Origin of the sequence: Gallicola sp. Sow4_E12, from assembly GCF_052116305.1 — a bacterium.
GTDB lineage: Bacteria > Bacillota > Clostridia > Tissierellales > Peptoniphilaceae > JBQKLI01.
On record NZ_JBQKLI010000001.1, the window covers coordinates 188,631 to 212,506 of the forward strand.

20 protein-coding genes are annotated in these 23,876 nt (G+C 33.7%); 2 read left to right on the forward strand and 18 right to left on the reverse strand.

Going from position 1 to position 23,876, the window contains the following annotated elements:
* Nucleotides 1-9 precede the first annotated feature (9 nt).
* The 10 genes from mtaB to lepB form a co-directional block, all read right to left on the reverse strand.
* A complete protein-coding gene (gene mtaB, locus ACTQ46_RS00895) occupies nucleotides 10-1,311 on the reverse strand; it encodes a tRNA (N(6)-L-threonylcarbamoyladenosine(37)-C(2))-methylthiotransferase MtaB (protein ID WP_441746717.1) in 1,302 nt (433 codons plus the stop codon).
* 1 nt (nucleotide 1,312) lies between these two features.
* A complete protein-coding gene (locus tag ACTQ46_RS00900) occupies nucleotides 1,313-2,035 on the reverse strand; it encodes an RsmE family RNA methyltransferase (RefSeq protein WP_441746719.1) in 723 nt (240 codons plus the stop codon).
* On the reverse strand, nucleotides 2,028-2,972 hold the full coding sequence (gene prmA, locus ACTQ46_RS00905) for a 50S ribosomal protein L11 methyltransferase (RefSeq protein WP_441746721.1): 945 nt from the start codon (nucleotides 2,970-2,972) through the stop codon (nucleotides 2,028-2,030). The genes ACTQ46_RS00900 and prmA overlap by 8 nt, the downstream gene beginning before the upstream one ends.
* Nucleotides 2,973-2,981: 9 nt before the next feature.
* Nucleotides 2,982-4,109 (reverse strand): molecular chaperone DnaJ, encoded by a 1,128-nt coding sequence (gene dnaJ, locus ACTQ46_RS00910; RefSeq protein WP_441746723.1) that lies wholly within the window; start codon nucleotides 4,107-4,109, stop codon nucleotides 2,982-2,984.
* A 138-nt stretch (nucleotides 4,110-4,247) separates the two neighbouring features.
* Nucleotides 4,248-6,065, reverse strand: a complete 1,818-nt coding sequence (gene dnaK, locus ACTQ46_RS00915) for a molecular chaperone DnaK (RefSeq protein ID WP_441746725.1) — start codon at nucleotides 6,063-6,065, stop codon at nucleotides 4,248-4,250.
* Nucleotides 6,066-6,087: 22 nt separating this feature from the next.
* Entirely contained in the window at nucleotides 6,088-6,606 is a 519-nt protein-coding gene (gene grpE, locus ACTQ46_RS00920) for a nucleotide exchange factor GrpE (RefSeq protein WP_441746727.1), read from the reverse strand.
* 9 nt (nucleotides 6,607-6,615) lie between these two features.
* Nucleotides 6,616-7,659 carry a heat-inducible transcriptional repressor HrcA gene (hrcA, locus tag ACTQ46_RS00925; protein WP_441746729.1) on the reverse strand — a complete coding sequence of 348 codons (1,044 nt, stop codon included), beginning with the start codon at nucleotides 7,657-7,659 and terminating at the stop codon, nucleotides 6,616-6,618.
* A gap of 111 nt (nucleotides 7,660-7,770) precedes the next feature.
* The gene (hemW, locus tag ACTQ46_RS00930) at nucleotides 7,771-8,913 is read right to left on the reverse strand and encodes a radical SAM family heme chaperone HemW (protein ID WP_441746731.1); all 1,143 of its coding nucleotides are present in this window, start codon (nucleotides 8,911-8,913) and stop codon (nucleotides 7,771-7,773) included.
* Nucleotides 8,897-10,708, reverse strand: a complete 1,812-nt coding sequence (gene lepA / locus ACTQ46_RS00935; RefSeq protein ID WP_441746733.1) for a translation elongation factor 4 — start codon at nucleotides 10,706-10,708, stop codon at nucleotides 8,897-8,899. Before lepA ends, hemW begins: the two co-directional genes overlap by 17 nt.
* Before the next feature lie 13 nt (nucleotides 10,709-10,721).
* On the reverse strand, nucleotides 10,722-11,252 hold the full coding sequence (lepB, locus tag ACTQ46_RS00940) for a signal peptidase I (RefSeq protein WP_441746735.1): 531 nt from the start codon (nucleotides 11,250-11,252) through the stop codon (nucleotides 10,722-10,724).
* A 131-nt stretch (nucleotides 11,253-11,383) separates the two neighbouring features.
* Here lepB and rpsT point away from each other — a divergent pair, with 131 nt between their 5' ends.
* Complete coding sequence (gene rpsT, locus ACTQ46_RS00945) at nucleotides 11,384-11,641, forward strand: 30S ribosomal protein S20 (RefSeq protein ID WP_441746737.1); 258 nt, start codon at nucleotides 11,384-11,386, stop codon at nucleotides 11,639-11,641.
* Nucleotides 11,642-11,691: 50 nt separating this feature from the next.
* Here the strand turns inward: rpsT and holA are convergent, their stop codons facing one another.
* Both holA and ACTQ46_RS00955 read right to left on the reverse strand, forming a co-directional pair.
* Nucleotides 11,692-12,714: a DNA polymerase III subunit delta gene (gene holA, locus ACTQ46_RS00950; protein ID WP_441746739.1), complete on the reverse strand. Its 1,023-nt coding sequence runs from the start codon at nucleotides 12,712-12,714 to the stop codon at nucleotides 11,692-11,694.
* Nucleotides 12,683-14,992, reverse strand: a complete 2,310-nt coding sequence (locus tag ACTQ46_RS00955) for a DNA internalization-related competence protein ComEC/Rec2 (protein WP_441746741.1) — start codon at nucleotides 14,990-14,992, stop codon at nucleotides 12,683-12,685. The genes holA and ACTQ46_RS00955 overlap by 32 nt, the downstream gene beginning before the upstream one ends.
* 63 nt (nucleotides 14,993-15,055) lie before the next feature.
* Between ACTQ46_RS00955 and ACTQ46_RS00960 the strand changes: the two genes are divergently transcribed.
* Entirely contained in the window at nucleotides 15,056-16,102 is a 1,047-nt protein-coding gene (locus ACTQ46_RS00960) for a hypothetical protein (RefSeq protein WP_441746743.1), read from the forward strand.
* Between the two features lie 77 nt (nucleotides 16,103-16,179).
* Here ACTQ46_RS00960 and eno read toward each other — a convergent pair whose 3' ends face one another.
* From eno to ACTQ46_RS00990, 6 genes are all read right to left on the reverse strand, one after another.
* Complete coding sequence (gene eno, locus ACTQ46_RS00965; RefSeq protein WP_441746744.1) at nucleotides 16,180-17,466, reverse strand: phosphopyruvate hydratase; 1,287 nt, start codon at nucleotides 17,464-17,466, stop codon at nucleotides 16,180-16,182.
* Between the two features lie 12 nt (nucleotides 17,467-17,478).
* Nucleotides 17,479-19,008, reverse strand: coding sequence for a 2,3-bisphosphoglycerate-independent phosphoglycerate mutase (gpmI, locus tag ACTQ46_RS00970; RefSeq protein WP_441746746.1), 1,530 nt, complete (start codon nucleotides 19,006-19,008; stop codon nucleotides 17,479-17,481).
* A 9-nt stretch (nucleotides 19,009-19,017) separates the two neighbouring features.
* Entirely contained in the window at nucleotides 19,018-19,770 is a 753-nt protein-coding gene (tpiA, locus tag ACTQ46_RS00975) for a triose-phosphate isomerase (protein ID WP_441746748.1), read from the reverse strand.
* A gap of 8 nt (nucleotides 19,771-19,778) precedes the next feature.
* Entirely contained in the window at nucleotides 19,779-20,981 is a 1,203-nt protein-coding gene (locus ACTQ46_RS00980) for a phosphoglycerate kinase (protein ID WP_441746750.1), read from the reverse strand.
* Between the two features lie 76 nt (nucleotides 20,982-21,057).
* Nucleotides 21,058-22,056, reverse strand: a complete 999-nt coding sequence (gene gap, locus ACTQ46_RS00985) for a type I glyceraldehyde-3-phosphate dehydrogenase (protein ID WP_441746752.1) — start codon at nucleotides 22,054-22,056, stop codon at nucleotides 21,058-21,060.
* Between the two features lie 221 nt (nucleotides 22,057-22,277).
* Nucleotides 22,278-23,873: a Na/Pi cotransporter family protein gene (locus ACTQ46_RS00990; RefSeq protein ID WP_441746754.1), complete on the reverse strand. Its 1,596-nt coding sequence runs from the start codon at nucleotides 23,871-23,873 to the stop codon at nucleotides 22,278-22,280.
* Nucleotides 23,874-23,876: the final 3 nt, after the last annotated feature.

Sequence of the window (23,876 nt, forward strand, 5' to 3'; positions counted from 1 at the left end):
TAGAAAAGATTAAATATTGATTTTTGAGTACAATTCTTCATTTTTTATTTCAATAGGCTCTACTTTTATTATTTTATTTAAATATTGCTCCTCAAAATCTAATTTTATTCTCAGATAATTTGAAGAATAACCATACATATATTCTTTATCATGACTCTCTTCCACTAAGACCGTTAAACTTTGACCTTTCTGTTTTTCCATAAATCTTTTTGCAAGTTTATCGCCTAATATAATTAACCGAGCACTGCGTTCCTTTTTTACATTTCCGTTGACAGGATCTCCCCATTTAGAAGCCGCAGTTCCTTCTCTTTGACTATACTTAAACACATGAATTCTAGAAAATTCCATTTTTTCCGAAAATTCCAAAGTATCTTCAAAATCCTCTTCTTCTTCTCCTGGAAAACCTACGATTATATCTGTAGTAATACCTGCATTGGGGAAATACTGTCTTAGAAGATTTACTCGTTCTTCATACATTTTTCGATCGTATTTTCTATTCATCGCTTTTAAAATTCTATCGGATCCGCTTTGCAGTGAAAGATGAAAATGGTCGCATAATTTACCGAGTTTAGCAGCACGTTCCAAGAAGTCTCTTGTTATAATTCTCGGTTCTACTGAGCTTAATCGGATTCTTTCTATACTGGGAATTGTTGCAACTCGTTCTATTACATCAATTAACTGATACCCATCTTTATCGTCTCTTCCATAAGAGGCAACATGGATTCCTGTTAAAACAACTTCTTTGTATCCATTATCCGATAAGTTTTTTGCTTCCTCATAAATTTCGTTAATATTTCGAGAACATATCGGTCCTCTGGCGTAGGGAATAATACAATAGGAGCAAAACTGGCTGCAGCCTTCTTGTATTTTTATATAGGCTCTGGTCATCTCTTTTTGCTGAGTAATCTTAAGAGGATCAAAAACTTTATCTCTCTTAAGCTGAGAAACTGCATTTACATTTCTCTTTTCTTTTTTTGCTTTTTCGCATAGCTCGACAATTCTGCTTCTTTCAGCAGTTCCTAAAACAACATTAACCCCATCTATATTAGATACTTCTTTATCTTTGATCTGGGAATAACAGCCTACAACTGCTATAATTGCATTTTCGTTTGTTCTTCTGGCTTTAGAGATAGCCTGTCTCGACTTGCGGTCGCTAAGATTTGTAACAGTACAGGTATTTATAATATATATATCTGAAAACTCATTGAACCCTCTGATTTCATAATCTTTTTTTTCAAATAATTCCTGCATCGCTTCCGTCTCGTAATGATTCACTTTGCAGCCCAAGGTTAAAAACGCTACTGATTCCAACTTAATTTAAGTCTCCTTTCTCATATTGCAGAATGGATAAAAGCGCTAAAGCTGCTGTTTCTGCCCTTAAAATTCTGTTTCCAATTGAAACAGAACGTGCACCCATCCCTTGTAATTTCTCGATTTCTTCCTTTTCAAACCCGCCTTCCGGCCCAATAATTACATTTACAGAATTTATACTGTCTGTCTCTAAAATTGTTTTTAAAGATTCCTCTTCTTCTTCGTATGCAACAATCGTGTATTCATCTTGTACCTCTAATTGATCCAAAGACAAAGGCGGATGAATAATCGGTATGTTTTTTCGTTTGGATTGTTTGGCAGCTTCTTCAATTATTTTTTCAAATCTTTTTATTTTAGATTGAGCTTTGCCTTCTTTTATTTTAACAACAGTCCTGTTTGTTAATAAGGGTGTTATCTCATCCACACCTAATTCAACAGCTTTTTGAATAATAAAATCCATCTTGTCTCCTTTGCAGTAGCCTTGATACAAATGGATCGATAGTGGAGACTCATAGCTTTTTTCGTCGATATTTATAATTTTTGTTTTTATACAGTCTTCTAGTATTTCGGAAATTTCTACATCATAAATAATATCATTAGAAACAATTTGTATTTTTTCGTAAATTCGTATTCTCAAAGAGTTTTTTAAATGATTGTGATCAGGGCCATCAATTACTATAATCCCCTTTTCATCGGGAATATTTTCGGTAAAAAATCTATACATTTTTGTTCACCGCCACAATACTAATCCATTCTCCGTCTTCTCTTACTCTTACAGTTTCATAACCATAGTTTGCAAGGCAGAGTTTCATATCTTCTTCTTGTTTTTTTAGAACACCAGAACATACGAACATACCGTTTTTTTTGAGATAATCGCCGAGTTTTGGTATTAAAGAAACCAAAACGAAATATAATGTATTTGAAACCACTATATCGTATTGCTCTGAAGTTCTTTTTTCAGATAATATATCCATTACTTCAGCCGTAAAATTCTCTTCTACTTTGTTTATAATGGCATTTTCTTTAGACGCTTTTACCGCCAAAGGATCTATATCCACAGCATGGGCAGATTTCGCGCCATATAATAAAGCTGCAATGGATAAGATCCCAGATCCGCATCCCACATCTAATACTTTTTTTCCTTTTAGATTCAAATTTTCTAATTCAATCAATGTCAAGGATGTAGTTTCATGTGTCCCTGTTCCAAAAGCCATGCCGGGATCAATTTCAAGAACAATATCACCTTCCTGATTATTATAATTTTCCCAAGTCGGTTTTATTACTAAAGACCCGCCTATTTTAAATGGTTTATAACCTTTTTTCCATTCTTCTGACCAGTCTTTATCCTCAATACTCTTATCTAAATGGTACTGAATCTCTTCAGGATGATTCTTCTTAATATTTTCAAGCAATTGATCGATTTTTTGTATGTTGTAATAATTATCGGCATTGTCTTCCAAATAAGTCCTAATAATAATTTCTTCCCGAATAGCCTTTACGTTTTCATCGATAACTACCCAGTAAGGCTGTGTTTTTTTGAAATTTAAAACGTCCTGATAATCTTCAACTTCGATACTTGTAATCGGAAACTGATAAAGTATAGAGTAAATAATTTCTTCTAAATTTCGATCGCAAATTATCTCAATCTCTCTCCAATTCATTTTGTCTCCTTATTCAAAGAAAGTCTTGATTTTCCCGAAAATATTTTTCTTATCTTCTTTCCCTTTAATGTTATATTTTTCTGAATGATCCGCTAATTCCTCAAACAATTCTCTTTGTTTTTGACTTAGTTTCTTTGGTGTAACCACTTGAACATCAAAATAGATATCGCCTTTTGACTTGCTGTTTAGCTTCTGAATCCCTTTTCCTTTTAGCTTAAAACGTGTGCCCGTTTGTACTCCTTCTGGGAGTTCATAATCTTCCAGTCCTTCTAAAGTTGGTATTTTTAGATTTGCCCCTAGAGCTGCCTGGGCAAAGGAAATCGGCAGTTTATAATAGATATCGTAACCATGTCTTTGGAAGAATTCATGATCTTTTACTTTAACAACTAAGTATAAATCTCCTTTTGGACCGCCGTTTGCGCCTGAATTCCCTTCACCTCTTAAATTAATCACCGAACCATTATCGACTCCCGCAGGTATCTTTACATTTATACTTTTGTTTTTTCTTTCTTTTCCAGAACCGCCGCATTGATGGCATTTTTCTTCTATGATCTCTCCTGTACCTTCACATTTATCACAGACTGCAGTTCTTACAAATGTACCTAAAGGAGAACTTTGGGTTCTGCGAATCTGACCAGATCCATGACATTGGTCGCAGGTTGTTTTTGACGTTCCAGGTTCAGCTCCCGATCCTGAGCAATGAGAACATTCTTCCGTTCTAGAAATGGATACTTCTTTTTCAACGCCAAATACAGCTTCGTCAAAAGTCAGAATAATTTGTTTTTCTAAATCGCTTCCCCTTCTCGGACTATTCGGATTCGCCGTTCTTGAGCTGTATCCACCTCCAAATATATCGAATATATCTCCAAATATGTCTGAAAAATCCATATTAAATCCGCCATTACCCATGCCTCCATTTTGGAAGGATGCTTCTCCAAACTGATCATAATGGCGTCGTTTTGTCTCGTCGCTTAAAACTTCATAGGCTTGATTGATCTCCTTAAATAATTCTGCAGCCTTTTCATTATTGGGATTTAAATCCGGGTGATAGGTTTTCGCTAACTTTCTATAGGCGCTTTTAATTTCACCTTGTGGTGCATCTTTGCTTACACCTAATATCTCATATAAATTTCTCATTCTCTACCTCTACCTTATCTATTCATTAACTTATCATCATTTTAAACTACTGCTACTATTTTACTAGATATACGTCAATTAGCAAGACAAAAAAGAAAAAGGCTATTGCATTAGCAAGAGCCTTTTCTCTAGATACTTTTAGTTTTCTTCGTCATCTACAACTTCATAGTCTGCATCTACTACATCATCTTGTGCTGATGCATTTTCAGATCCATCCCCGCCGTTTTGCTCGTATAATTTTTGAGACATTTTATAAACTTCTTGAGTTAAATCTTCAGTTTTTTGTTTCATATCTTCAACATTGTCGGCTTCTAAAGCTTTCTTCAAATCATCGATCTTTCCATTGACAGCTGCTTTTTCATTTTCATCAACTTTATCGCCAAGATCTTTGACTGTTTTTTCAGCTTGATAAATTACAGATTCTGCATTATTTTTTGCTTCAATAGATTCTTTTTTCTTTTTATCTTCTTCTGCATATTTCTCAGCTTCATCTACTTTTCTTTGGATTTCATCATCACTCATATTTGTAGAGGCAGTAATAGTCATATTTTGTTCTTTTCCAGATCCTTGGTCTTTAGCGGTAACATTTACAATACCGTTCGCATCAATATCAAAAGATACTTCGATTTTTGGGATTCCTCTTGGTGCTGGTGCGATATCAGCTAAAGTAAATCTTCCTAAAAGTGTATTGTCAGAAGCCATTTCTCTTTCCCCTTGTAATACTACGATTTCAACAGAAGTTTGTCCATCTGCAGAAGTAGTAAATACTTGGCTCTTCTTAGTAGGGATGGTAGTATTTCTTTCGATTAATTTTGTTGTAACACCGCCTAAAGTTTCAATTCCTAGGGACAATGGTGTAACGTCTAGTAATAATAAGTCTTTTACTTCCCCTGTTAAAACACCACCTTGCAATGCTGCTCCGATTGCAACACATTCGTCAGGGTTGATATCTTTTTGAGGATCTTTCCCTACTAATTTTTTAACAGACTCTTGCACTGCAGGAATTCTTGTAGATCCGCCGACAAGCAGAATTTTGTTTACTTCGCTTGCAGAAACGCCTGCATCTTTTAAAGCTTCTTTCACTGGACCTTCAGTAGCTTTTACCAAGTCAGAAGTTAAATCTTCAAACTTGCTTCTGTTGATATCCATATTTAAGTGAGCTGGAGTTCCATTAATTGCTGTAATAAAAGGAAGGTTTACATTTGTAGATAATGTAGAAGATAGTTCTTTTTTCGCTTTTTCTGCAGCATCTTTAAGTCTTTGAAGAGATGTAGGATCTTTTCTTAAATCAAGTCCGTTCTCTTTCATAAATTCTTCAGCCATATGATCAACTAGTTTTTGGTCAAAATCGTCCCCGCCTAGTTTATTATTTCCTCTTGTTGCTAATACTTCGAAGACTCCATCCCCTACTTCAAGAATAGAAACGTCGAATGTACCGCCGCCTAGGTCGAACACCATAACTTTATTATGATTTGTTTCTTTATCTACACCATAAGCTAAAGCTGCTGCTGTAGGCTCGTTGATAATTCTTCTAACGTTTAAACCTGCTATTTTACCTGCATCCTTTGTCGCCTGTCTTTGACTGTCCGTAAAGTATGCTGGAACAGTAATAACCGCCTCGGTAACTGTTTCGCCTAAATAAGACTCTACATCATTTTTGATTTTTTGAAGAATCATTGCTGAAATTTCTTCTGGAGAATAGTCTTTGCCATCGATACTTTCTTTATAATCAGATCCCATTTCTCTTTTAATTGAAGAGATAGTTCTTCCAGGGTTTGTGATAGCCTGTCTTTTAGCTGTTTCTCCTACAAGTCTTTCTCCATCTTTTGTAAAGGCAACTACGGATGGTGTTGTTCTATTTCCTTCTGCATTCGGTACAATTACAGACTCTCCACCTTCCATAACTGCTACTGCTGAATTTGTTGTTCCTAAATCTATACCAATAATTTTACTCATATATACTTCCTCCTAAAATTAATTAATTACTTACTTTGACCATACTTGGCCTAATTACTTTATCATTTAATACATAGCCTTTTTGCAGCGTTTCTATAATATGATTTGATTCTAGTTCATCATTGTCTTCCATAACAACAGCATGATGGAAATTAGGATCAAAAGGTTCGCCTACAGAAGGGACTTCTTCTAAACCTTCGCCTTTTAATATCTCTATCATATTTTTATAAATCATGCTGATTCCCTCGGAAAACTCATTGCTGCAGTTTTTCTGATCTAAAGCTCTTTCTAAATCATCGATTACAGGTAATAATCGTAATATAAGACCTTCATTTGCCAACGCGATAGATTGAGCTTTTTCTTTTTGGGTTCTATTTTTGAAGTTTATAAAATCGGCTTGGATCCTTGACAAACTGTTTTTTAAATCCAGGATCTCTTGTTCTGTCGCATCGATTTCTTCTTCAACACTACCTTCCTCATCCATAATTTCGTCTTCCGTTTCCTCTTCGATTTCTTCTGAATGAATATTGTTTTCTTTCATTCTCTCCTCCTAGTTCCTATTATTAATCATATGATTGATTTTCCAGGATATTGTCATAACTGCTTCGATCACCTTGGGGTAATTCATTCTTATAGGTGCTATTAAAGCAATTTTCCCTTTTATTCTTTGGTTTAATAAATAAGACGATACGATAACAGTATTATCTTTTAAAATATCAATGGAGTTTTCTTTCCCTATTTTCACATAAAAGTAATTCTCTTCTTCTAAAAAAAGCTTCATAATATTTTCTTTGTTTTCAACGAACTCTATAAATTCTCTTAATCGATTCATATCAGAATATTCTGGATAATCAAATATATTAGTCAATCCTTCTGTATGAAAATTTAATTCCCGAAAACTATTAAATTCTTCTTCGATAACACTAGTAATAGAATCTCTAATAAAAGGATAATCATTTAATTTTCGTATCAGTTCATTCTTGTATTCATCCATTTCGTTAATTTCTTTTTTTGTAATTAACGACCGCAGATGAAAATTGATTTTTCTAATGTCTTCATCTTCTAATAAACTATTGCTGTGAATAATATGATTGCCAACATCTCCAGTACTGTAAACGACTACCATTACAAAATTATTGTAATTAATCGGCAATAGTTCGATATGCTCGACATGAATATCAGAAGATGTTCGAAGCATTGTGATACAGGTATAGTTTGTTAATGAAGATAGTATCCTTGCTGCTTCTACGATTATTTTATCTGCATCAATAAATTGATTGTAATTCGTCGTCGATAGCGATTGATTCTCTGTAGCATATAATTTCGCATTAATTTTATTCATTAAATCATCGACATATCGTCTATAAGCAGCGTCCGTCGGGATTCTTCCAGATGATGAGTGAGCTTTCATGATTAAACAAAGATCTTCTAAATCGCTCATCTCGTTTCTGATAGTGGCAGGACTAACACCTAAATCATACTTCTTATTTAAGGTTCTTGATCCCACCGGTTCTGCAGTCTCTAGATAACTATCTATTATAGAATACAGGATTTTTTCTTGACGATCTGTTAAATCTTGATTGATCAAGCTCAAGTCACCTCCTTACAGTTGTTAGCACTCACTTGACTCAAGTGCTAACAACATTATAGTACCTTATTTTCTGTTTGTCAACAGTAAAAACAAAAAAATCGGCTAATTAGCCGATTAAAAATCTATTTTTGAAAGAAAATAGTTGGATATAAAGAAACCCTTCTCTGTGAATGAAATTCTATCGTTTTGAAGCTGCAAATGCCCGCTTTCTATAAATTCCGATATGATAGCTTTGTTTATTAAATAAAGGTCTACCCCAAAAAGCTCTTCAAATCTACCTAAGGACAATCCTGAGTCAAGACGCATATGCATGATAATATATTCGAATTTTAAAGTTTCCATATCCAATTCTTCTACTTCCAAGTAAGGACTTTCTCTTCTATCTATAGAAACAGCATAATCCTTCATATTGATGTCGTTTTTATAACGAATTTTATTAATATAACCTGATGCGCCAATTCCAAAGCCAAAGTATTCCTCATTATGCCAATATTTTAAATTATGCATTGATGCATAGTCGGGTTTCGAGAAATTCGACAATTCATACTGTTTATATCGTCTTTTTTTCAACTCTTGACAGATACGTAAATATAATCCCTCTTCTTCTTCATCAGAGGGCAAAGTCAATTCGCCTTTTTTATATAAATAACCAAACAATGTTTTGTCTTCTACAATTAAATTATACCAAGATATATGTTCTGGCTGTATTTGATCTATAAACTCTAAATCCTCTAAAATATCTTCTATTTTTTGTTCTGGAAATCCGTATATTAAGTCTATTGATAAATTTCTTATGCCGCCATGACGTATAATTTGGCAATCTTCAATTATTTTTTCCCAAGTATACATTCTTCCTAGTTTTTCTAAATGATGATTCTGAAAACACTGAACACCTAAGGAAATTCTATTGATTCCTATTTCTGTATATTTCTTTATTGTATTATAGTCGATCGTATTAGGGTTGCATTCCAGAGTGATTTCTGCATTTTTCATAATAGAAAAGGAGTCGTTCAATTTACAAAGGATTCTCTCTATGAACTCCGAAGGAAACAAACTCGGGGTCCCGCCGCCGATATAAATTGTATCTACGAAAACAGATGGATCTTTGTAAAGGTCTATTTCTTGCAGCAGAAGATGTACGTACTCTTTGTAATATTCTTTATCTTTGCCGATTATCGTTGTGAAATCACAATAACTGCATTTTTTCTCGCAAAAAGGGATATGAATATATATCCCTTTTTTAATCATCTTCATCATATTTTAATACCGATAAGAAAGCTTCTTGAGGAACTTCAACAGAACCAACTTGTCTCATTCGTTTCTTGCCTTCTTTTTGTTTTTCTAATAATTTTCTCTTTCTAGAAATATCTCCGCCGTAACACTTCGCTAATACATCTTTCCTAAGGGCTCGTACCGTTTCTCTAGCAATCACTTTCGATCCGATAGCAGCTTGTATCGGCACTGCGAACTGATGTCTAGGTATCTGATTTTTTAACTTGGAAACGATAGATCTTCCTCTTTCGTAGGCCTTTTCTTCATGAACGATTAAAGACAACGCATCTACTGTCTCCCCATTGATAACTATATCTAAACGAACCAGTTCTGCTTGCTGATATCCTTTTAGTTCATAGTCTAAAGAAGCGTAACCTCTAGTTTTTGATTTTAAAGCATCAAAAAAATCATAGATTACTTCATTTAACGGCAGCAAATAACGAATATTGACCCGTTTTTCATCTAGATAGGTCATATCTTTAAACTCCCCACGCTTATTTTGGCATAAGTCCATAATAGGACCGACGTAATCGGTAGGACTCATAATATTCGCTTCTACTATTGGTTCTTCCATATAATCAATTTCAGTTAATGGAGGCAAATTGGAAGGATTTTGAATTTCCAAAAGCTCTCCGCTCTTCTTATACACTTTATATATAACCGAAGGGGATGTGGCGATAATATTTAAATTAAACTCTCTCTCAAGCCTCTCTTGTATAACTTCCATATGAAGAAGACCCAAGAATCCGCAGCGGAAGCCAAATCCTAAGGCGACAGAACTTTCCGGTTCGAAGACCAAAGATGCATCATTAACCTGAAGTTTCTCCAAAGCTTCTCTCACTTCAGTGAACTCCTCGCCTTCAGCAGGATATATTCCGCAGTAAACCATAGGCGTTACTTTTTTATAGCCGGGAAGCGGTTCTTCAGTACTGTTTTTCGCTTCTGTTATAGTATCTCCCACTCGGGCATCTTGAACATTTTTTATACTGGCAACAACAAAGCCTACATCTCCCGTCTGAATTTCTTCAGTAATAATCATGCCGTGAGAAGTATAACCCACTTCAGTTACTTCAAATGATTTTTTCGTAGACATCATCTGAATAGACATACCAGGTTTAATAGATCCGTCAAATACACGGACATAACATACAACACCTCTATAGGAATCATAGTAACTATCAAATATCAAAGCTTTCAATGGTTTATCGTCTTCTCCCAATGGAGCTGGTACATTATTGACTATTTCTTCTAGAACATCGACAATATTTAGTCCTTCTTTCGCGGATATCGCTGGAACATCATCAGCAGGAAGACCGATAATATTTTTGATTTCCTCTTTTGCAAAATCGATATCTGCAGAAGGCAGATCGATCTTATTTATAATTGGTAATATTTCTAAATCTTGTTCCAATGCTAAGTACATATTAGCCAATGTCTGAGCTTCTACTCCTTGTGTAGCATCGACTATCAATAACGCGCCTTCGCAAGCTGCTAAGCTTCTCGATACTTCATAATTGAAATCCACATGTCCTGGAGTATCGATTAGATTCAGCATATATGTTTCGCCATCTAAAGCCTTATAAAACAGCTTTATCGCTTTTAATTTGATCGTGATACCCCGTTCTTTCTCTAAATCCATACTATCAAGCACTTGGCTGTCCATTTCTCTTTTTGTAAGCATTCCTGTTTCTTCTATCAATCTATCTGCCAAAGTAGACTTGCCATGGTCGATATGGGCTATGATAGAAAAGTTTCTTATATGATCTTTCTTAATTAACAACTAAATTCCCCCATTATAAAGTACCGATCTGGTTGAATGGATAAAATCTAAAAAAGGCTATGCCCACTATAGAATCCTTATCAATAGTACCAAAATCCCTGCTGTCTTTACTTCCATTAGGAAGCCGGTTATCCCCTAATACGAAGACTTTGCCCTCTTCAACTTCCCATTTCGTTTGATCTGTAATGGCTAAAGTTCTATCAGAATTAGTATAAGACTCCTTTAATTCTTTTCCGTTTAACAACACTTTATCATCTTTGATTTCTACTGTATCTCCCGGCAGACCGATTACTCTTTTAATATAATCTTTGTCTTCTACCGGAGATTTAAATTCAACAATATCTCCATAGTCCACATCATCTACCATAAAGCTGATTCTATTTACAAATAAACGATCCCTGGTTTTTAACGTATCATTCATACTGGAACCGACTACTAAAGTAGAACTTAAAATAAAGCTTTTAATGACCATTGACAACACAAACGCAACGGCAATAACGACAACCCATTCCAATAAACTGTTTTTGTTTGATTTTTCAGACATCTTTACTCTCCTTAAATTATACTGTTGTAGTATATCATACTCCTTTTTTTTCTTCAATTTCTTAAAATATTATCTTGATCTTTTATAAGCTTTAGTATATAATACCAATGTTATGTTTAGGAGGTGAAAGAATGGCTAATATTAAATCAGCACTAAAAAGAATCAAAGTTACAAAGAGACAAACTCAAGAAAATAGAGCGAAAAAAACTGAGTTAAAAACTTACATCAAGAAATTTGATGCAGCCGTAGAATCAGGAAATTTTGATGAAGCTAGAAAAATTTTAAAAGTTGTAGACAAAAAACTTAAAAAAGCGACGTCTAAAAATGTAATTCATAAAAATGCAGCTTCTAGACAATTAAGCAGATTAAGTAAAAAATTAAATGCGTAATAAATATTTAGGATAATGTATAACAGATCTGATACATTATCCTTTTTTGTTTATAATAATATTTTCACGATGAAATTTTTAAACAACTCTTCGCTGTCTGCTCCAGTACTCTTTAGTTGAACTTCAATTTCATAAGCTGTGTGTAGTCCTCTCTGAAGGGCATCAACAGACCAGTTTTTAAGATATCCCTGGAGTTTTTTATATTCATATTCCGATATTCCAATACTCTTTTTCGCTTCCCCTAAAGGAATTCTATTGAGAGCTGCCCATTTTATATAAAGAAGATTCCGTAATTGCCGAATGATCATATAAAACACATGGAAAGGATCACTGTTTGATTTCATCAAACGAAAGTAGGTCTCTAAAACATTTTTTCTCTTTTTCTCACCAATTGCATCTGTCAACCTAAAAATATTCGATTCAAAGGAACTAATCAGGACTTGATCGATATCCAAAAGTGTAAGTTCGCACTTATTTAAATTTTTTAATTTAATAATTTCATTTTCTACATCATAAAGAGTTACTTTCATTTCGCTTTCCAAGTACATAGTATTTTCGATAAAATATTTAAGTCCTTTTTGATCTATTTTTATACTGCTTTTATTAAAGCTTTTTTTTATAAAATTTTCTAATTCCCTCTGATTCAATTTAGAAACTTCAAAATGATCCATATACTTGATTGCATTTTTTAAAAATTTTCCTTTATAGGCTTTTCCAACTGATACTAAAACTAAAATTGTAAACTCAGGGAATGTTTTAAAATAATTCAATAATTGTTCAAGAAAATCATTTATTTTTGAGACACTATTTCTATCCATAGGCAAATTTTCTACAACAACAATTCTTTTTTTATCCATAAAAGGAAGAGTTTCGCATATTTCATATAAATCATTGAATAGAACCGCCTTGCCTTCTATTATATCGAGATTGAAATCTTCTAAGCTTTGATCAACATACTGCTTCTTAATCCGCTCCAGAAGATCTTCTTTTAGATAATTCTCTTCTCCGGATATCAATACTATCGGCTGCAGCTCCCTATTTTTAATCCGTTTTACTCCATCTATGTAGTTCATCCCTTGTCCTTTCGCTTATAACTAATATATAAAAAACTATCGTCCATACTAGTATACTAAAAATTATATCTTTATCGACTTCTTTAGGCCAATAGGTATAGGCTTTTAAACCAAATCGATGAATAATGATCTCTATTTCACCCTGTTCATCTGTTCTTAGAAGAGGAATCCCCTTCTTATTGTACCGCTCTATTACTTCTTTATGGGGAAAACCGTACATATTATTTCTTCCGACAGAGACTATTCCTAGTTTTGGATTAACCTTATCTAAGAACTTTTCTGTAGAAGAGGTTTTTGATCCATGATGAGGAACTTTCAGAATATCACTTTCAATATCTTTGTCTAAATACTTCTCTTCGGCCTCTTTTTCGATATCTCCTGCAAAAAGTATTGCAGAATTATGAGCTTTCATTTTAAATACTAAAGAGTTGTTGTTCTCATCTTTTACATCTTTTGCAAAGTAATTGATTATTTGAAAACTGTTGAAATCAAGAATAGAATTTTCTAATTCTATATAAGGAACATTTAAATTATATTTTTCTTTTATTATTTCTTTCCCGTTTTTCCGACCTATGACAGCCTTTGGCTTGAATTCTCTCATTATCATCTCGATATTTCCTGCATGATCTTCATCAAAATGAGATAGTAATACATAATCAAGAGACCCTACCCCTTTTTTTAATAAAGTCGGTTTTAATATATATTCTCCTGTCGAATCATTTTCCCAAAAACTCCCTCCAGTATCCACCAGCAGAGTATCTTCTCTGTTTTTTATTAAAATAGAATCTCCCTGCCCAATATCAATCATCGTAACTGTAACAGGTTTAAATAAATAATAAGAAAAGGCATCAAAAAAAAGGATAATAGATATAGCGATAAAGAGGATTCTTTTACATTGCAGCAATGCTCTTCTATGATAAAAATACAAAAAGCACAGAAAATAGAAACAAAGTATGCCCATAAGTGAAAAAGAAGGTATTGTTATCGAAGATGCAAATAACGAAGCTCCCTCAATAGTCCAATCCAGTAAATTTAGACTCCACTTTGTAAAATAAAGCAAACCTGCTCCAACAAGGGGAATAAACCCAAAAAGTATATAAATCGCCGCAGATAATATAGCTAGAACAAATACGGGAACTATGATGATATTTCCTAATAAAAAGCCTAATTGTATTTCGTTAAAATAGTAAAGCTGTACTGGAAGGAGAAAGATATAAACAATTGCGCTAAATTTAATCAAGCTTACCAGGCCCTTCTCTTCCTGCAGTCTGAACCTGGGAATTACTGCTATTATTATATATGCAGCTAGATGAGAAAATTGAAGACCTATATCGTAAATAGCAAATGGATTTCTTAACAGATTTATCAATAAGGAGAGAAATAATATATTCATACGATCCCATGGCAGATAATATCGGCTTGAAATAAGGATCGCTGTAATCATAAATACCGCTCTAAAGACAGAAGGAATCCATGACAATAAATATGCATAAAACCACAATCCAACTATAATAACAATCATACTGGTATTTCTAGGAATGTTTGCCTTTATCAAAAGAAATTGAATAAAACTATAGAGAAGACTAATATGAAACCCGCTAATTGCCAATAAATGGGCTATACCCAATTCTCTTATTTGTTCTTTTTCCGTTTCTTCAATTCTATCTTCTCCTAAAAATACTGTCTTTAGAAAGTTCGAATGATCCTTTTCAAAGTTGTTATCCAACAATTGATTTGCACCATCCAAAATAGAATACTTAAACTTCAGAATAATATTATTAGTCTCTCCAATTTTTACAGTATTATAATGATCTGCATCGAGAAGGGCATAAATCTTATTTGACTTCAGATAATTTTTATAATTAAAAAGACCAGGATTTGAGTTTTCCTCCGGTAAAGAAACTTTTCCCTTGATTTCTACGAGATCCCCAGGACGATAATCAGTATTTCCAAATATACGTATTTTTGTTTTGTATATATTTTCACTTTCATTCTTGGCGATATAGCTTTTGCCATATTCTTCATCCGTAACGGATTCTATAATATAGTTACCAGAATTATCGGCGGCATTTATTTTACTGATTTTATTGTTTTGATAGTCTGTTAGCAGTATAGCTGATAAAAAAGCGAACAAAACCATCATCTGCCATCTTTTTTTGATAAACAAGAGCAGCAATAACCCTACGGCGTAGACCAAAAAGAAATTAATATTTAGTTTTTCAGTTAATACTATCCCTAAAGCAAAAAATATTGTAACAAATATAATCGGACGCTTCATAGAAACCTCTTGTTTTTGTTTAATTTATATTAAAAATATGATAATATTTATACGGTGATTATAATGAAAAAAGTATATTTAGAATACCCTTATATTAATAGTTTAAATACAAAAGTAATTCATCAAAAAATTATTAACGGTGAATATCATTTTGAATTGGAGCAAACCATATTCTTCCCTGGAACTGAAAAAATCAAATCAGATGAGGGTTGGATTAACCAAAAAAAGATTATACGTATTTATGAAGAAAACAACAAAGTCTACCATGTGCTAAAAGAAAATCTGTCTGGATCTGTGCAGCTCGATTTAGATTGGAATAAAAGACTGCAAAGGATGCAGGATCATAGCAGCTTTCTTATTTTAAAACATTATCTCAAAGAGATCTATAATCTAGAGGTAGAAGATTTTAAAATTAATAATCATTGCTCTCTGTCCGTTTCTAATAAAGAAGGATATAATCTCGATAATATGGCAAGTCGGTTAAATACTCTTATCAATAATTATATCCTATCTTCGCTGCCAATAAAATCATATTTTGAAGAGAGTACTCGTAAAGAAGAAGGCAAGACTTATCAGATTCGAAAACATTTTATAAAATTCGTAAATCTAAACAATTATCCTTGCCAAGATACTTTGATTCAAAACAGTTCCGAGATTAGAGGCTTTTATATCCATAATGCAGCTATTCATGAAGATAAAATTGTTTTTGAATATATTTGTGGGAATCAATTATTCGATCAGTGGGCTCGTATTGTGAATGAAGTTCGAAAAGATTCTAAATCAAATCCAAATCTAGTGAATAAATTTTTAAATGAGAACAGTAAATTAACAGAAGAAAATACTCTTCTAAAATCTTGTCTAATCGACAGTATATTAAAGGATTCCGATTCCAATTGTACTGAAATCGATCTAAGTAATCTTCCTTTAATTCCAGAAGATTTTATGCTTCACAAGCCAAAAAAGAATGTTTTTGCTTATTTAAAAGGAAAAGACCATATTTATTTTTATACAAATGATCCTTCACACATTACCCGCCAGTTTCCCAATAAAAAAATGATTATCCTTTCTAATGAATATGATAGTATTTACGGAATATTAAGAGACAAATAAATCAAGCAATCCTTGGAAATAAAAAAGCATTATCGACAAATTATATGTCGATAATGCTTTTTTATTGAATATCTCCCTTATTTTGAGAGATTATAAAAGCTGTCTAGTCCTTTAAATTGTGCATTATCACCTAGTTGATCTTCTATTCTTAGAAGCTGATTATATTTGGCAACACGGTCGGTTCTTGATGGAGCACCTGTTTTAATTTGGCCTGCATTGGTTGCAACAACAAGATCTGCTATTGTCGTATCTTCTGTTTCACCGGATCTATGTGATACTACTGCAGTATAACCATGTGTTTTAGCTAGTTCAATTGCATCTAAAGTTTCTGTTAAAGTACCTATTTGATTTAGTTTTACAAGGATTGAATTACCAATTCCCTTATCAATTCCTTCTTGAAGTCGTTGTACGTTTGTTACAAATAAATCGTCTCCAACTAATTGGATTTTACCGCCTAGTCTATCAGTCAGTTTTTTCCATCCATCCCAGTCGTCTTCTGATAATCCGTCTTCGATAGATATAATCGGATATTTATCAACCATTTCTTCAAGATAGTCGATCATTTCATCAGGAGTAAGCACTCTGCCTTCCCCTTTAAGATTATATTTTCCATCTTCAAAAAATTCAGTTGCTGCAATATCCATAGCGATATAAGCATCTTTTCCAGGTTCGTATCCAGCTTTCTTGATCGCTTCAACAATTGTTTGAAGGGCTTCCTCATTTGATTTAAGGTTCGGAGCAAATCCTCCTTCATCACCAACTGCTGTATTATAGCCTTTATCTTTCAATACTGATTTTAAATTGTGGAAGACTTCAACACCCATTCTTAATGCTTCAGAAAATGATTTTGCTCCAGCCGGCATTACCATAAATTCTTGAATATCCACGTTATTATCAGCGTGTTCTCCCCCATTTAAAATATTCATCATAGGAACTGGAAGAGTTTTTCCGTTGATGCCGCCGATATATTCATAAAGCTCCATATTCATTTCTTCTGCAGCAGCCTTAGCTACAGCTAAAGATACTCCAAGAATTGCATTAGCTCCAAATTTTCCTTTATTCTCAGTTCCGTCAAGAGCGATCATAGCATTATCAATACCAACTTGATCAAAAACATCCCATCCGATTAACTCGTCAGCGATATCTACATTGACATTTTCTACTGCATTTTCTACACCTTTACCCATAAATTTAGACTTATCTCCATCACGAAGTTCAACTGCTTCGTGTGCACCGGTAGATGCGCCTGATGGCACTATAGCAGAACCAAACGCTCCCAATTCTGTTACAACTTCTACTTCTACTGTTGGATTTCCTCGTGAATCTATAACCTGTCTCGCATAAATATCTATAATAGTACTCATAATATACGCCTCCTAATGTTTTATCAATGTACTGTTTTCCATCTCATCCGGTTTATCTATTTCTAAGACATCTAAAATTGTAGGTGAAATATCCGCTAAAATGCCTTCTTTTAATTCTATATCTTTATTTGGATAAGCAATAAAAGGTACCGGGTTTGTTGTATGGGCTGTAAAAGGTCCGCCTGTTTCTTCATCAATTTCATACTCGCTGTTTCCATGATCAGCTGTAACAAATAAACAATATCCATTTTCATCAACAGCCTTCATGATCTTGCCTAAACATTGATCCACCGTTTCTACGGCTTTTATAGCTGCAGGGAGAACTCCTGTATGGCCTACCATATCTCCATTGGCAAAATTCAAAATGATTACATCATACTCATTTTTATCGATTTTTTCAATGACTTTCTCTGTGACCTCTGGTGCACTCATCTCTGGTTGAAGATCATAGGTTGCAACTTTAGGAGAAGGAACTAGATAGCGGTCCTCATTCTCATTTGGCTCTTCTACGCCCCCATTGAAGAAAAAAGTAACATGGGCATATTTTTCTGTTTCTGCTATTCTCAATTGTTTTTTATGATTTTTAGCGAGAACTTCCCCTAATGTATTCTTGTAAGTTTCCGGAGGATAAGCAACGATTACATTTTGAATAGTTTTATCGTATTCTGTTAAACAGAGATAGGTAAAATCTGTTATTCTCTTTCGTCTTGTAAAACCATGAAACTCATCGTCAACAATAGCCCTAGTCATTTGACGGGCCCTATCTGGTCTGAAATTAAAGAAGATGATACTATCCCCATCATCGATTGTTGCAACAGGTTTATCCTTATCCGTCATCGTTATTGGAAGTATAAATTCATCGGTAATCCCTTCATCATAGGATTTCTGCAATGAATCTATAATATTTGAAGAGGGAATTCCTTCACCAAGCAGCATATTATTATATGCTTTTTCTACACGATCCCATCGTTTATCACGATCCATTGCATAGTATCTTCCTGAAACAGACGCCAGCTTTCCGACTCCAAGCTCATCCATCTTTCTCATTAATAATTTCAAATCTTCAATGCCGGAGGTAGGCGATACGTCTCGTCCGTCTAAGAATGCATGCACATTAACATCTTTGACCCCTTTATTTTTGCAAAGTTCTAGTAGAGCAAATACATGGTCGATATGGCTATGCACTCCTCCATGGGATAATAGACCTAAAAGATGCACTTTTGTTCCTTTTTCTACAGCATCATCTACTACTTTATTTAAAGCTAAATTTTGATAAAAAGTGCCATCTTTAATTTTCTTTGTTATTTTTGTTAATTCCTGATATATAATTCTGCCTGCTCCAATATTTAAATGACCTACTTCAGAATTGCCCATCTGTCCTTCTGGCAAGCCGACGTCTTCTCCAGAAGCAATCAGTTTTGTATGGGGATAATTTTTCCATAGATTGTCAAAATTTGGAGTATTCGCTAATTGAACTGCATTTCCTGGATAGTCTTTTCCTAAACCCCATCCATCTAATATCATTAACATTACTTTTTTCATCAATTACTCCTACTTCTTAAAATTAACCAATTTTGCGAAACTGTCCGACTTAAGACTCGCTCCTCCTACTAATGCTCCATCAATATTTTCTTTTGACATAATATCTTTGACATTCTCAGGTTTAACGGATCCTCCATATTGTATGCGGACACTATCAGCTGTTTCTTTGTCATATATTTCTTCAATTAGTCCTCTGATAAAACCGCACATCGCTTCTGCATCATCGCTAGAAGCAGTTTTTCCTGTTCCAATTGCCCAAATCGGCTCATAGGCAATCACAAGTTTTTTAACATTATCAGCAGCAATTCCTTCTAGATCTTTGGCAATTTGAGATTTTACTTTTTCTTCTTGTTTGTTTTCTTCTCTTTCTTCAAGGGTTTCGCCACAGCATAAAATAGGAATCAGCCCGTGGGAAAAAGCAGATGCAACCTTTTTATTGAGAAGATTATCATCCTCATTAAAGATTTCTCTTCTTTCAGAATGCCCAACAATTACATAATCAACATCCAAATCCTTAAGCATCAAAGGTGAAACTTCCCCTGTATAAGCTCCGCTTTCTTCAAAATACATATTCTGTGCGCCTAATTTTAAATCTTCTTCTTTCAAAAGCTCTGTAATTGGATAAATACTTGTAAATGGTACAATGACAACTTGCTCTACATCTCCATCCAAGTCTTCTTTCAAGATCTCTTTTACTAATTCGATGCTTTCTGATGGATTATTATTCATTTTCCAATTTCCAGCAATTATCGGTTTCCTCATATTTCCTCCTATTTATCATTAATTGCAGCAACACCCGGAAGTTCTTTTCCTTCCAAGAACTCTAAAGATGCGCCGCCCCCTGTAGATACATGGGATACTTTATCTTTATAGCCGGCCTTTTCAACTGCCGATGCAGAATCTCCGCCTCCGATAATTGTAATAGCATCTGATTCGCTCAATGCTTTTGCTATATCATATGTTCCTTTGCTGAATTTCTCGATTTCAAAAACACCCATCGGTCCGTTCCATACAACAGTTTTTGCATTTTTTAATTCTTCATCAAATAATTTTATAGAATCCGGTCCAATATCGAATCCAGCTTTGTCTTCCGGAATATCATCCACGGAAACTGTTGATATATCAGCATCCTCTTCCATTTTATCCGCTATGACTACATCTGTTGGAAGGAGCAGCTTCACGCCTTTTTCTTTTGCTTTCTCGATAAGTTCTTTTGCTAATTCTATTTTATCTTCTTCTAATAAGGATTTACCAATTTCTTTTCCTTCTGCTTTTAAGAATGTAAAAGCCATTCCTCCGCCAATAAGGATAGAATCTACTTTATCCAATAGATTTTCAATAACACCTATCTTATCCGAAACTTTCGCCCCGCCTAAAATCGCTACAAAAGGTCTTTCGGGATTTTCTAAAGCTTGTCCCATAACATCAATTTCTTTTTCGACTAAGAATCCTAATGCTGAAGGAAGTATAGAGGATACCCCTACATTTGAAGCATGAGCTCGATGAGATGTACCGAAAGCATCATTCACAAACACATTTCCGAGTGAAGCTAGTTCTTTTGCGAAATCTTCCCCGTTTTTTGTTTCTTCTGCTCTGTAGCGTGTGTTTTGTAGAAGAACAATCTCTCCATCTTTTAATGCATCGACTTTTTCTTTTACACTGTCGTCCACTACTACATCTGAATCTAAAAATTGTACGTCTTTGCCTAATAGAGATGAAAGTTCTTTTGCTACAGGTTCTAATGAAAATTCTTTTTTCGCTTCCCCTTTAGGTCTTCCTAAATGAGACATGAGAATCACTTTTGCATCTTGCTCTACTAAATATTTTATAGTAGGCAAAGCAGCTTCTATTCTTGCATTGTCTGTAATTTCTCCAGCATTCTCTTTTGACATAGGCACATTAAAATCAACACGGACAAGAACTTTTTTTCCTTTTACATCTATGTCCTTTAAGCCTTTTTTATTTAAATTCATAAAAACCTCTTTCTTTTTCATTATTCTAAATAAGCCCAGTCAGATGACTGGGCTTATTGGGTTTCTGGCATAAATGTTATTTAGTTGCAACTAGTTTGGCTAAATCTACAACTCTGTTAGAATAACCCCACTCATTATCATACCAAGATGCAACTTTAATCATATTACCATTAACTAAAGTTAAGTCCGCATCAAAGATTGAAGAACGAGAATCTCCTTGGAAGTCGATAGAAACTAATTTATCATCGGAATATCCCAAAAGACCCTTCATTTCATTTTCAGAAGCTTTTTTAATTGCTGCATTAATTTCTTCTACAGTTGCCTCTTTTTCAATTTCAAAAACTACATCTGTGATTGAAACTGTAGGAATTGGCACTCTGATCGCATAACCTGTTAATTTTCCTTCCATTTCTGGAATAACTTGAGCTACTGCTTTTGCCGCTCCAGTTGTTGTTGGGATCATACTTAATGCTGCTGCTCTGGCACGTCTAATATCCTTATGCGAATCATCATGAAGTTTTTGGTCATTTGTATATGCATGAACTGTTGTCATTAACCCTCTAACAATACCAAAGTTATCATTGATAACTTTTACTACAGGAGCTAAACAGTTTGTAGTACAAGAAGCATTAGAAATAACAACGTCATTTTCTGGATCATAATCTTCATCATTTACGCCTAATACGATTGTCTTATCTACACCTTTGCCTGGCGCTGTTAATAATACTTTTTTTGCACCCGCTTTGATATGTTTGGAAAGACCTTCTTTATCTCTAAAAGCTCCAGTAGAGTCAATTACTAATTCTACTCCTAATTCTTCCCATGGAAGATTTTCTGGATCTCTGTCGTTAACAACTTTGATTTTTTTGTCGCCTAAAGTCAACTCGTCTCCATTTACACTCACTTCACCATCAAACATTCCATAAATAGAATCATATTTGAATAGATGAGCGTTTGTTTCCAAATCACTTACGATATTCACGGCAACTAATTCTAAATCCGGATCATTATTTTGTACAAGAATTCTAACTACATCTCTTCCTATACGTCCAAAACCATTTACTGCTACTTTCATTTACTAAATCCTCCTTTAAGATTCTATGATAATCTACAATTGCATTAGATCACTTTTATTTCCTTCACATTATAAATACCCAGTTTATAGCATCTTTATCATAACAATTAATTTTTTGTTTGTTTTTTATATACGAATGAAAACTTATTATTCTACTATACTCTTTTATTATATAACATTTAGAAAAAATATGTATAAGAAAACTTTTATAAAATGTTTTCTTATTTTAAATTCATGATACGTCTGGAAATCTCCTCAGCAGAAATGCTAATATGATTAAGTTTAATTAAAGTTCTTAGTATGATTATAGGCTTCTGAAATTCAAGCTGATTTTCATCTAATTCTTCAATAAACATTAATCGTGATTTACGGATTTTTTTATTGATAAATTCTCTTAATTCAATTACATCTAATGCAGCCTCATTATCTTCGTTTTCTAAGGCATATATTGATTTTTCTAAAGAATATCTAACATTCTGAGCAATAATTTTCATTTCTTTTTTTACATTCTGAGAAATACGAATATGTCTTTCAGAACGATCATCATAAGTATTTGCCAAAGAGGAGATACTATCATGAATCGATGATAGACTCGTTGATATATCTTGAAATTTTATTTTTTGATCTTTATAATATCCTTCTTTTATCGTCGAATTTGATAAAAAGACTATAATATTTCTGCAAAGGACTGCTATATTTTTTTTTGAATTCAATACTGCTGCAATTTTAGTACCATCATTCTCTGTTATCGCTTCTATTGTATAATCAAGATTAGTCATTAAGATTTTTCCAAGTCTGATAATCTCTTTTTTTGATTGTTCTATAATAATGTTCGGATTATCCGCGTATGAATCTTGAATATATTTAAATCTTCTAAACTCGTCTTCTTGAGTATCTGGTATAAAGAAACATGCCAGTTGTATTATTTTATCTGTAAAAGGAAATAAAACAGCAGCTGCTGTAATGTTAAACAATAGATGCGCCAATCGTATCTGTATTATTTCGTTTCCGGAAATCAGTGCAATCAAACGGTCTATAGGAAAACGCAGTATGATAAGAAATAAAAGCGTGCCTAAAAAATTAAATAAAAAATGAAACATTGCTGTTCTTTTGGCCTCGCGATTACAGCGAACCCCTGCTAAAAGCGCTGTTGTCGTTGTACCGATATTGTTCCCCATTACAAATGGAAAATACTGGCTTAAGTGAAAAGATCCGGCAGCAGCCATTTTTTCCAATATACTGTTTGATACCGTCGATGACTGCATCATTGTTGTTATTCCAATACCTAAGGGAATACCATATAAAGGCTGACTGATCTTTATAACAGAATCTATAAACCACATCTGCTCTGTTATAGGGTATAAACCGAAACGTATACTATATAAACCCATAACAATTAGAGACAGACTTATTAACGCTTCTCCTAGATTGAGCAATGTCGTATTTGCAGAAAAAAACCATAATACCAACCCCATAAAAAGCTGCAGCAAAAAGATATAAGACGATATATTCAAAAAATGAAAAGCCGCTATAGACGTGCCTATATTCGCACCTATAATTAATCCTGCAACATCTTTTATTGTTAAAAATCTGGATTGAACCAATGCTACCGCCAGCACTGTAGTAACAGAGCTGGTTTCAAGAAATATCGTTAGAATAATCCCTAACAGCACTCCTAATATTTGATAATGCAAAATGTTTTTAAGAATATTTCTTACTTTTACATTGTATAATTTTGAAACATTAATATTTAAAAGTTTAATGCCGTATAGCAGCAGTGCAAAGCCGCTCACTAATTCTATAAATATTATCAACATATT

What these genes read in the sequence shown, in the direction of transcription:
- ACTQ46_RS00900 (WP_441746719.1), bottom strand. Translation starts at nt 2,035, where the DNA reads ATGTATAGATTTTTTACCGAAAATATTCCCGATGAAAAGGGGATTATA.
- prmA (WP_441746721.1), bottom strand. Translation starts at nt 2,972, where the DNA reads ATGAATTGGAGAGAGATTGAGATAATTTGCGATCGAAATTTAGAAGAA.
- dnaJ (WP_441746723.1), bottom strand. Translation starts at nt 4,109, where the DNA reads ATGAGAAATTTATATGAGATATTAGGTGTAAGCAAAGATGCACCACAA.
- dnaK (WP_441746725.1), bottom strand. Translation starts at nt 6,065, where the DNA reads ATGAGTAAAATTATTGGTATAGATTTAGGAACAACAAATTCAGCAGTA.
- grpE (WP_441746727.1), bottom strand. Translation starts at nt 6,606, where the DNA reads ATGAAAGAAAACAATATTCATTCAGAAGAAATCGAAGAGGAAACGGAA.
- hemW (WP_441746731.1), bottom strand. Translation starts at nt 8,913, where the DNA reads ATGATGAAGATGATTAAAAAAGGGATATATATTCATATCCCTTTTTGC.
- lepB (WP_441746735.1), bottom strand. Translation starts at nt 11,252, where the DNA reads ATGTCTGAAAAATCAAACAAAAACAGTTTATTGGAATGGGTTGTCGTT.
- rpsT (WP_441746737.1), top strand. Translation starts at nt 11,384, where the DNA reads ATGGCTAATATTAAATCAGCACTAAAAAGAATCAAAGTTACAAAGAGA.
- holA (WP_441746739.1), bottom strand. Translation starts at nt 12,714, where the DNA reads ATGAACTACATAGATGGAGTAAAACGGATTAAAAATAGGGAGCTGCAG.
- ACTQ46_RS00955 (WP_441746741.1), bottom strand. Translation starts at nt 14,992, where the DNA reads ATGAAGCGTCCGATTATATTTGTTACAATATTTTTTGCTTTAGGGATA.
- ACTQ46_RS00960 (WP_441746743.1), top strand. Translation starts at nt 15,056, where the DNA reads ATGAAAAAAGTATATTTAGAATACCCTTATATTAATAGTTTAAATACA.
- eno (WP_441746744.1), bottom strand. Translation starts at nt 17,466, where the DNA reads ATGAGTACTATTATAGATATTTATGCGAGACAGGTTATAGATTCACGA.
- gpmI (WP_441746746.1), bottom strand. Translation starts at nt 19,008, where the DNA reads ATGAAAAAAGTAATGTTAATGATATTAGATGGATGGGGTTTAGGAAAA.
- tpiA (WP_441746748.1), bottom strand. Translation starts at nt 19,770, where the DNA reads ATGAGGAAACCGATAATTGCTGGAAATTGGAAAATGAATAATAATCCA.
- ACTQ46_RS00980 (WP_441746750.1), bottom strand. Translation starts at nt 20,981, where the DNA reads ATGAATTTAAATAAAAAAGGCTTAAAGGACATAGATGTAAAAGGAAAA.
- gap (WP_441746752.1), bottom strand. Translation starts at nt 22,056, where the DNA reads ATGAAAGTAGCAGTAAATGGTTTTGGACGTATAGGAAGAGATGTAGTT.
- ACTQ46_RS00990 (WP_441746754.1), bottom strand. Translation starts at nt 23,873, where the DNA reads ATGTTGATAATATTTATAGAATTAGTGAGCGGCTTTGCACTGCTGCTA.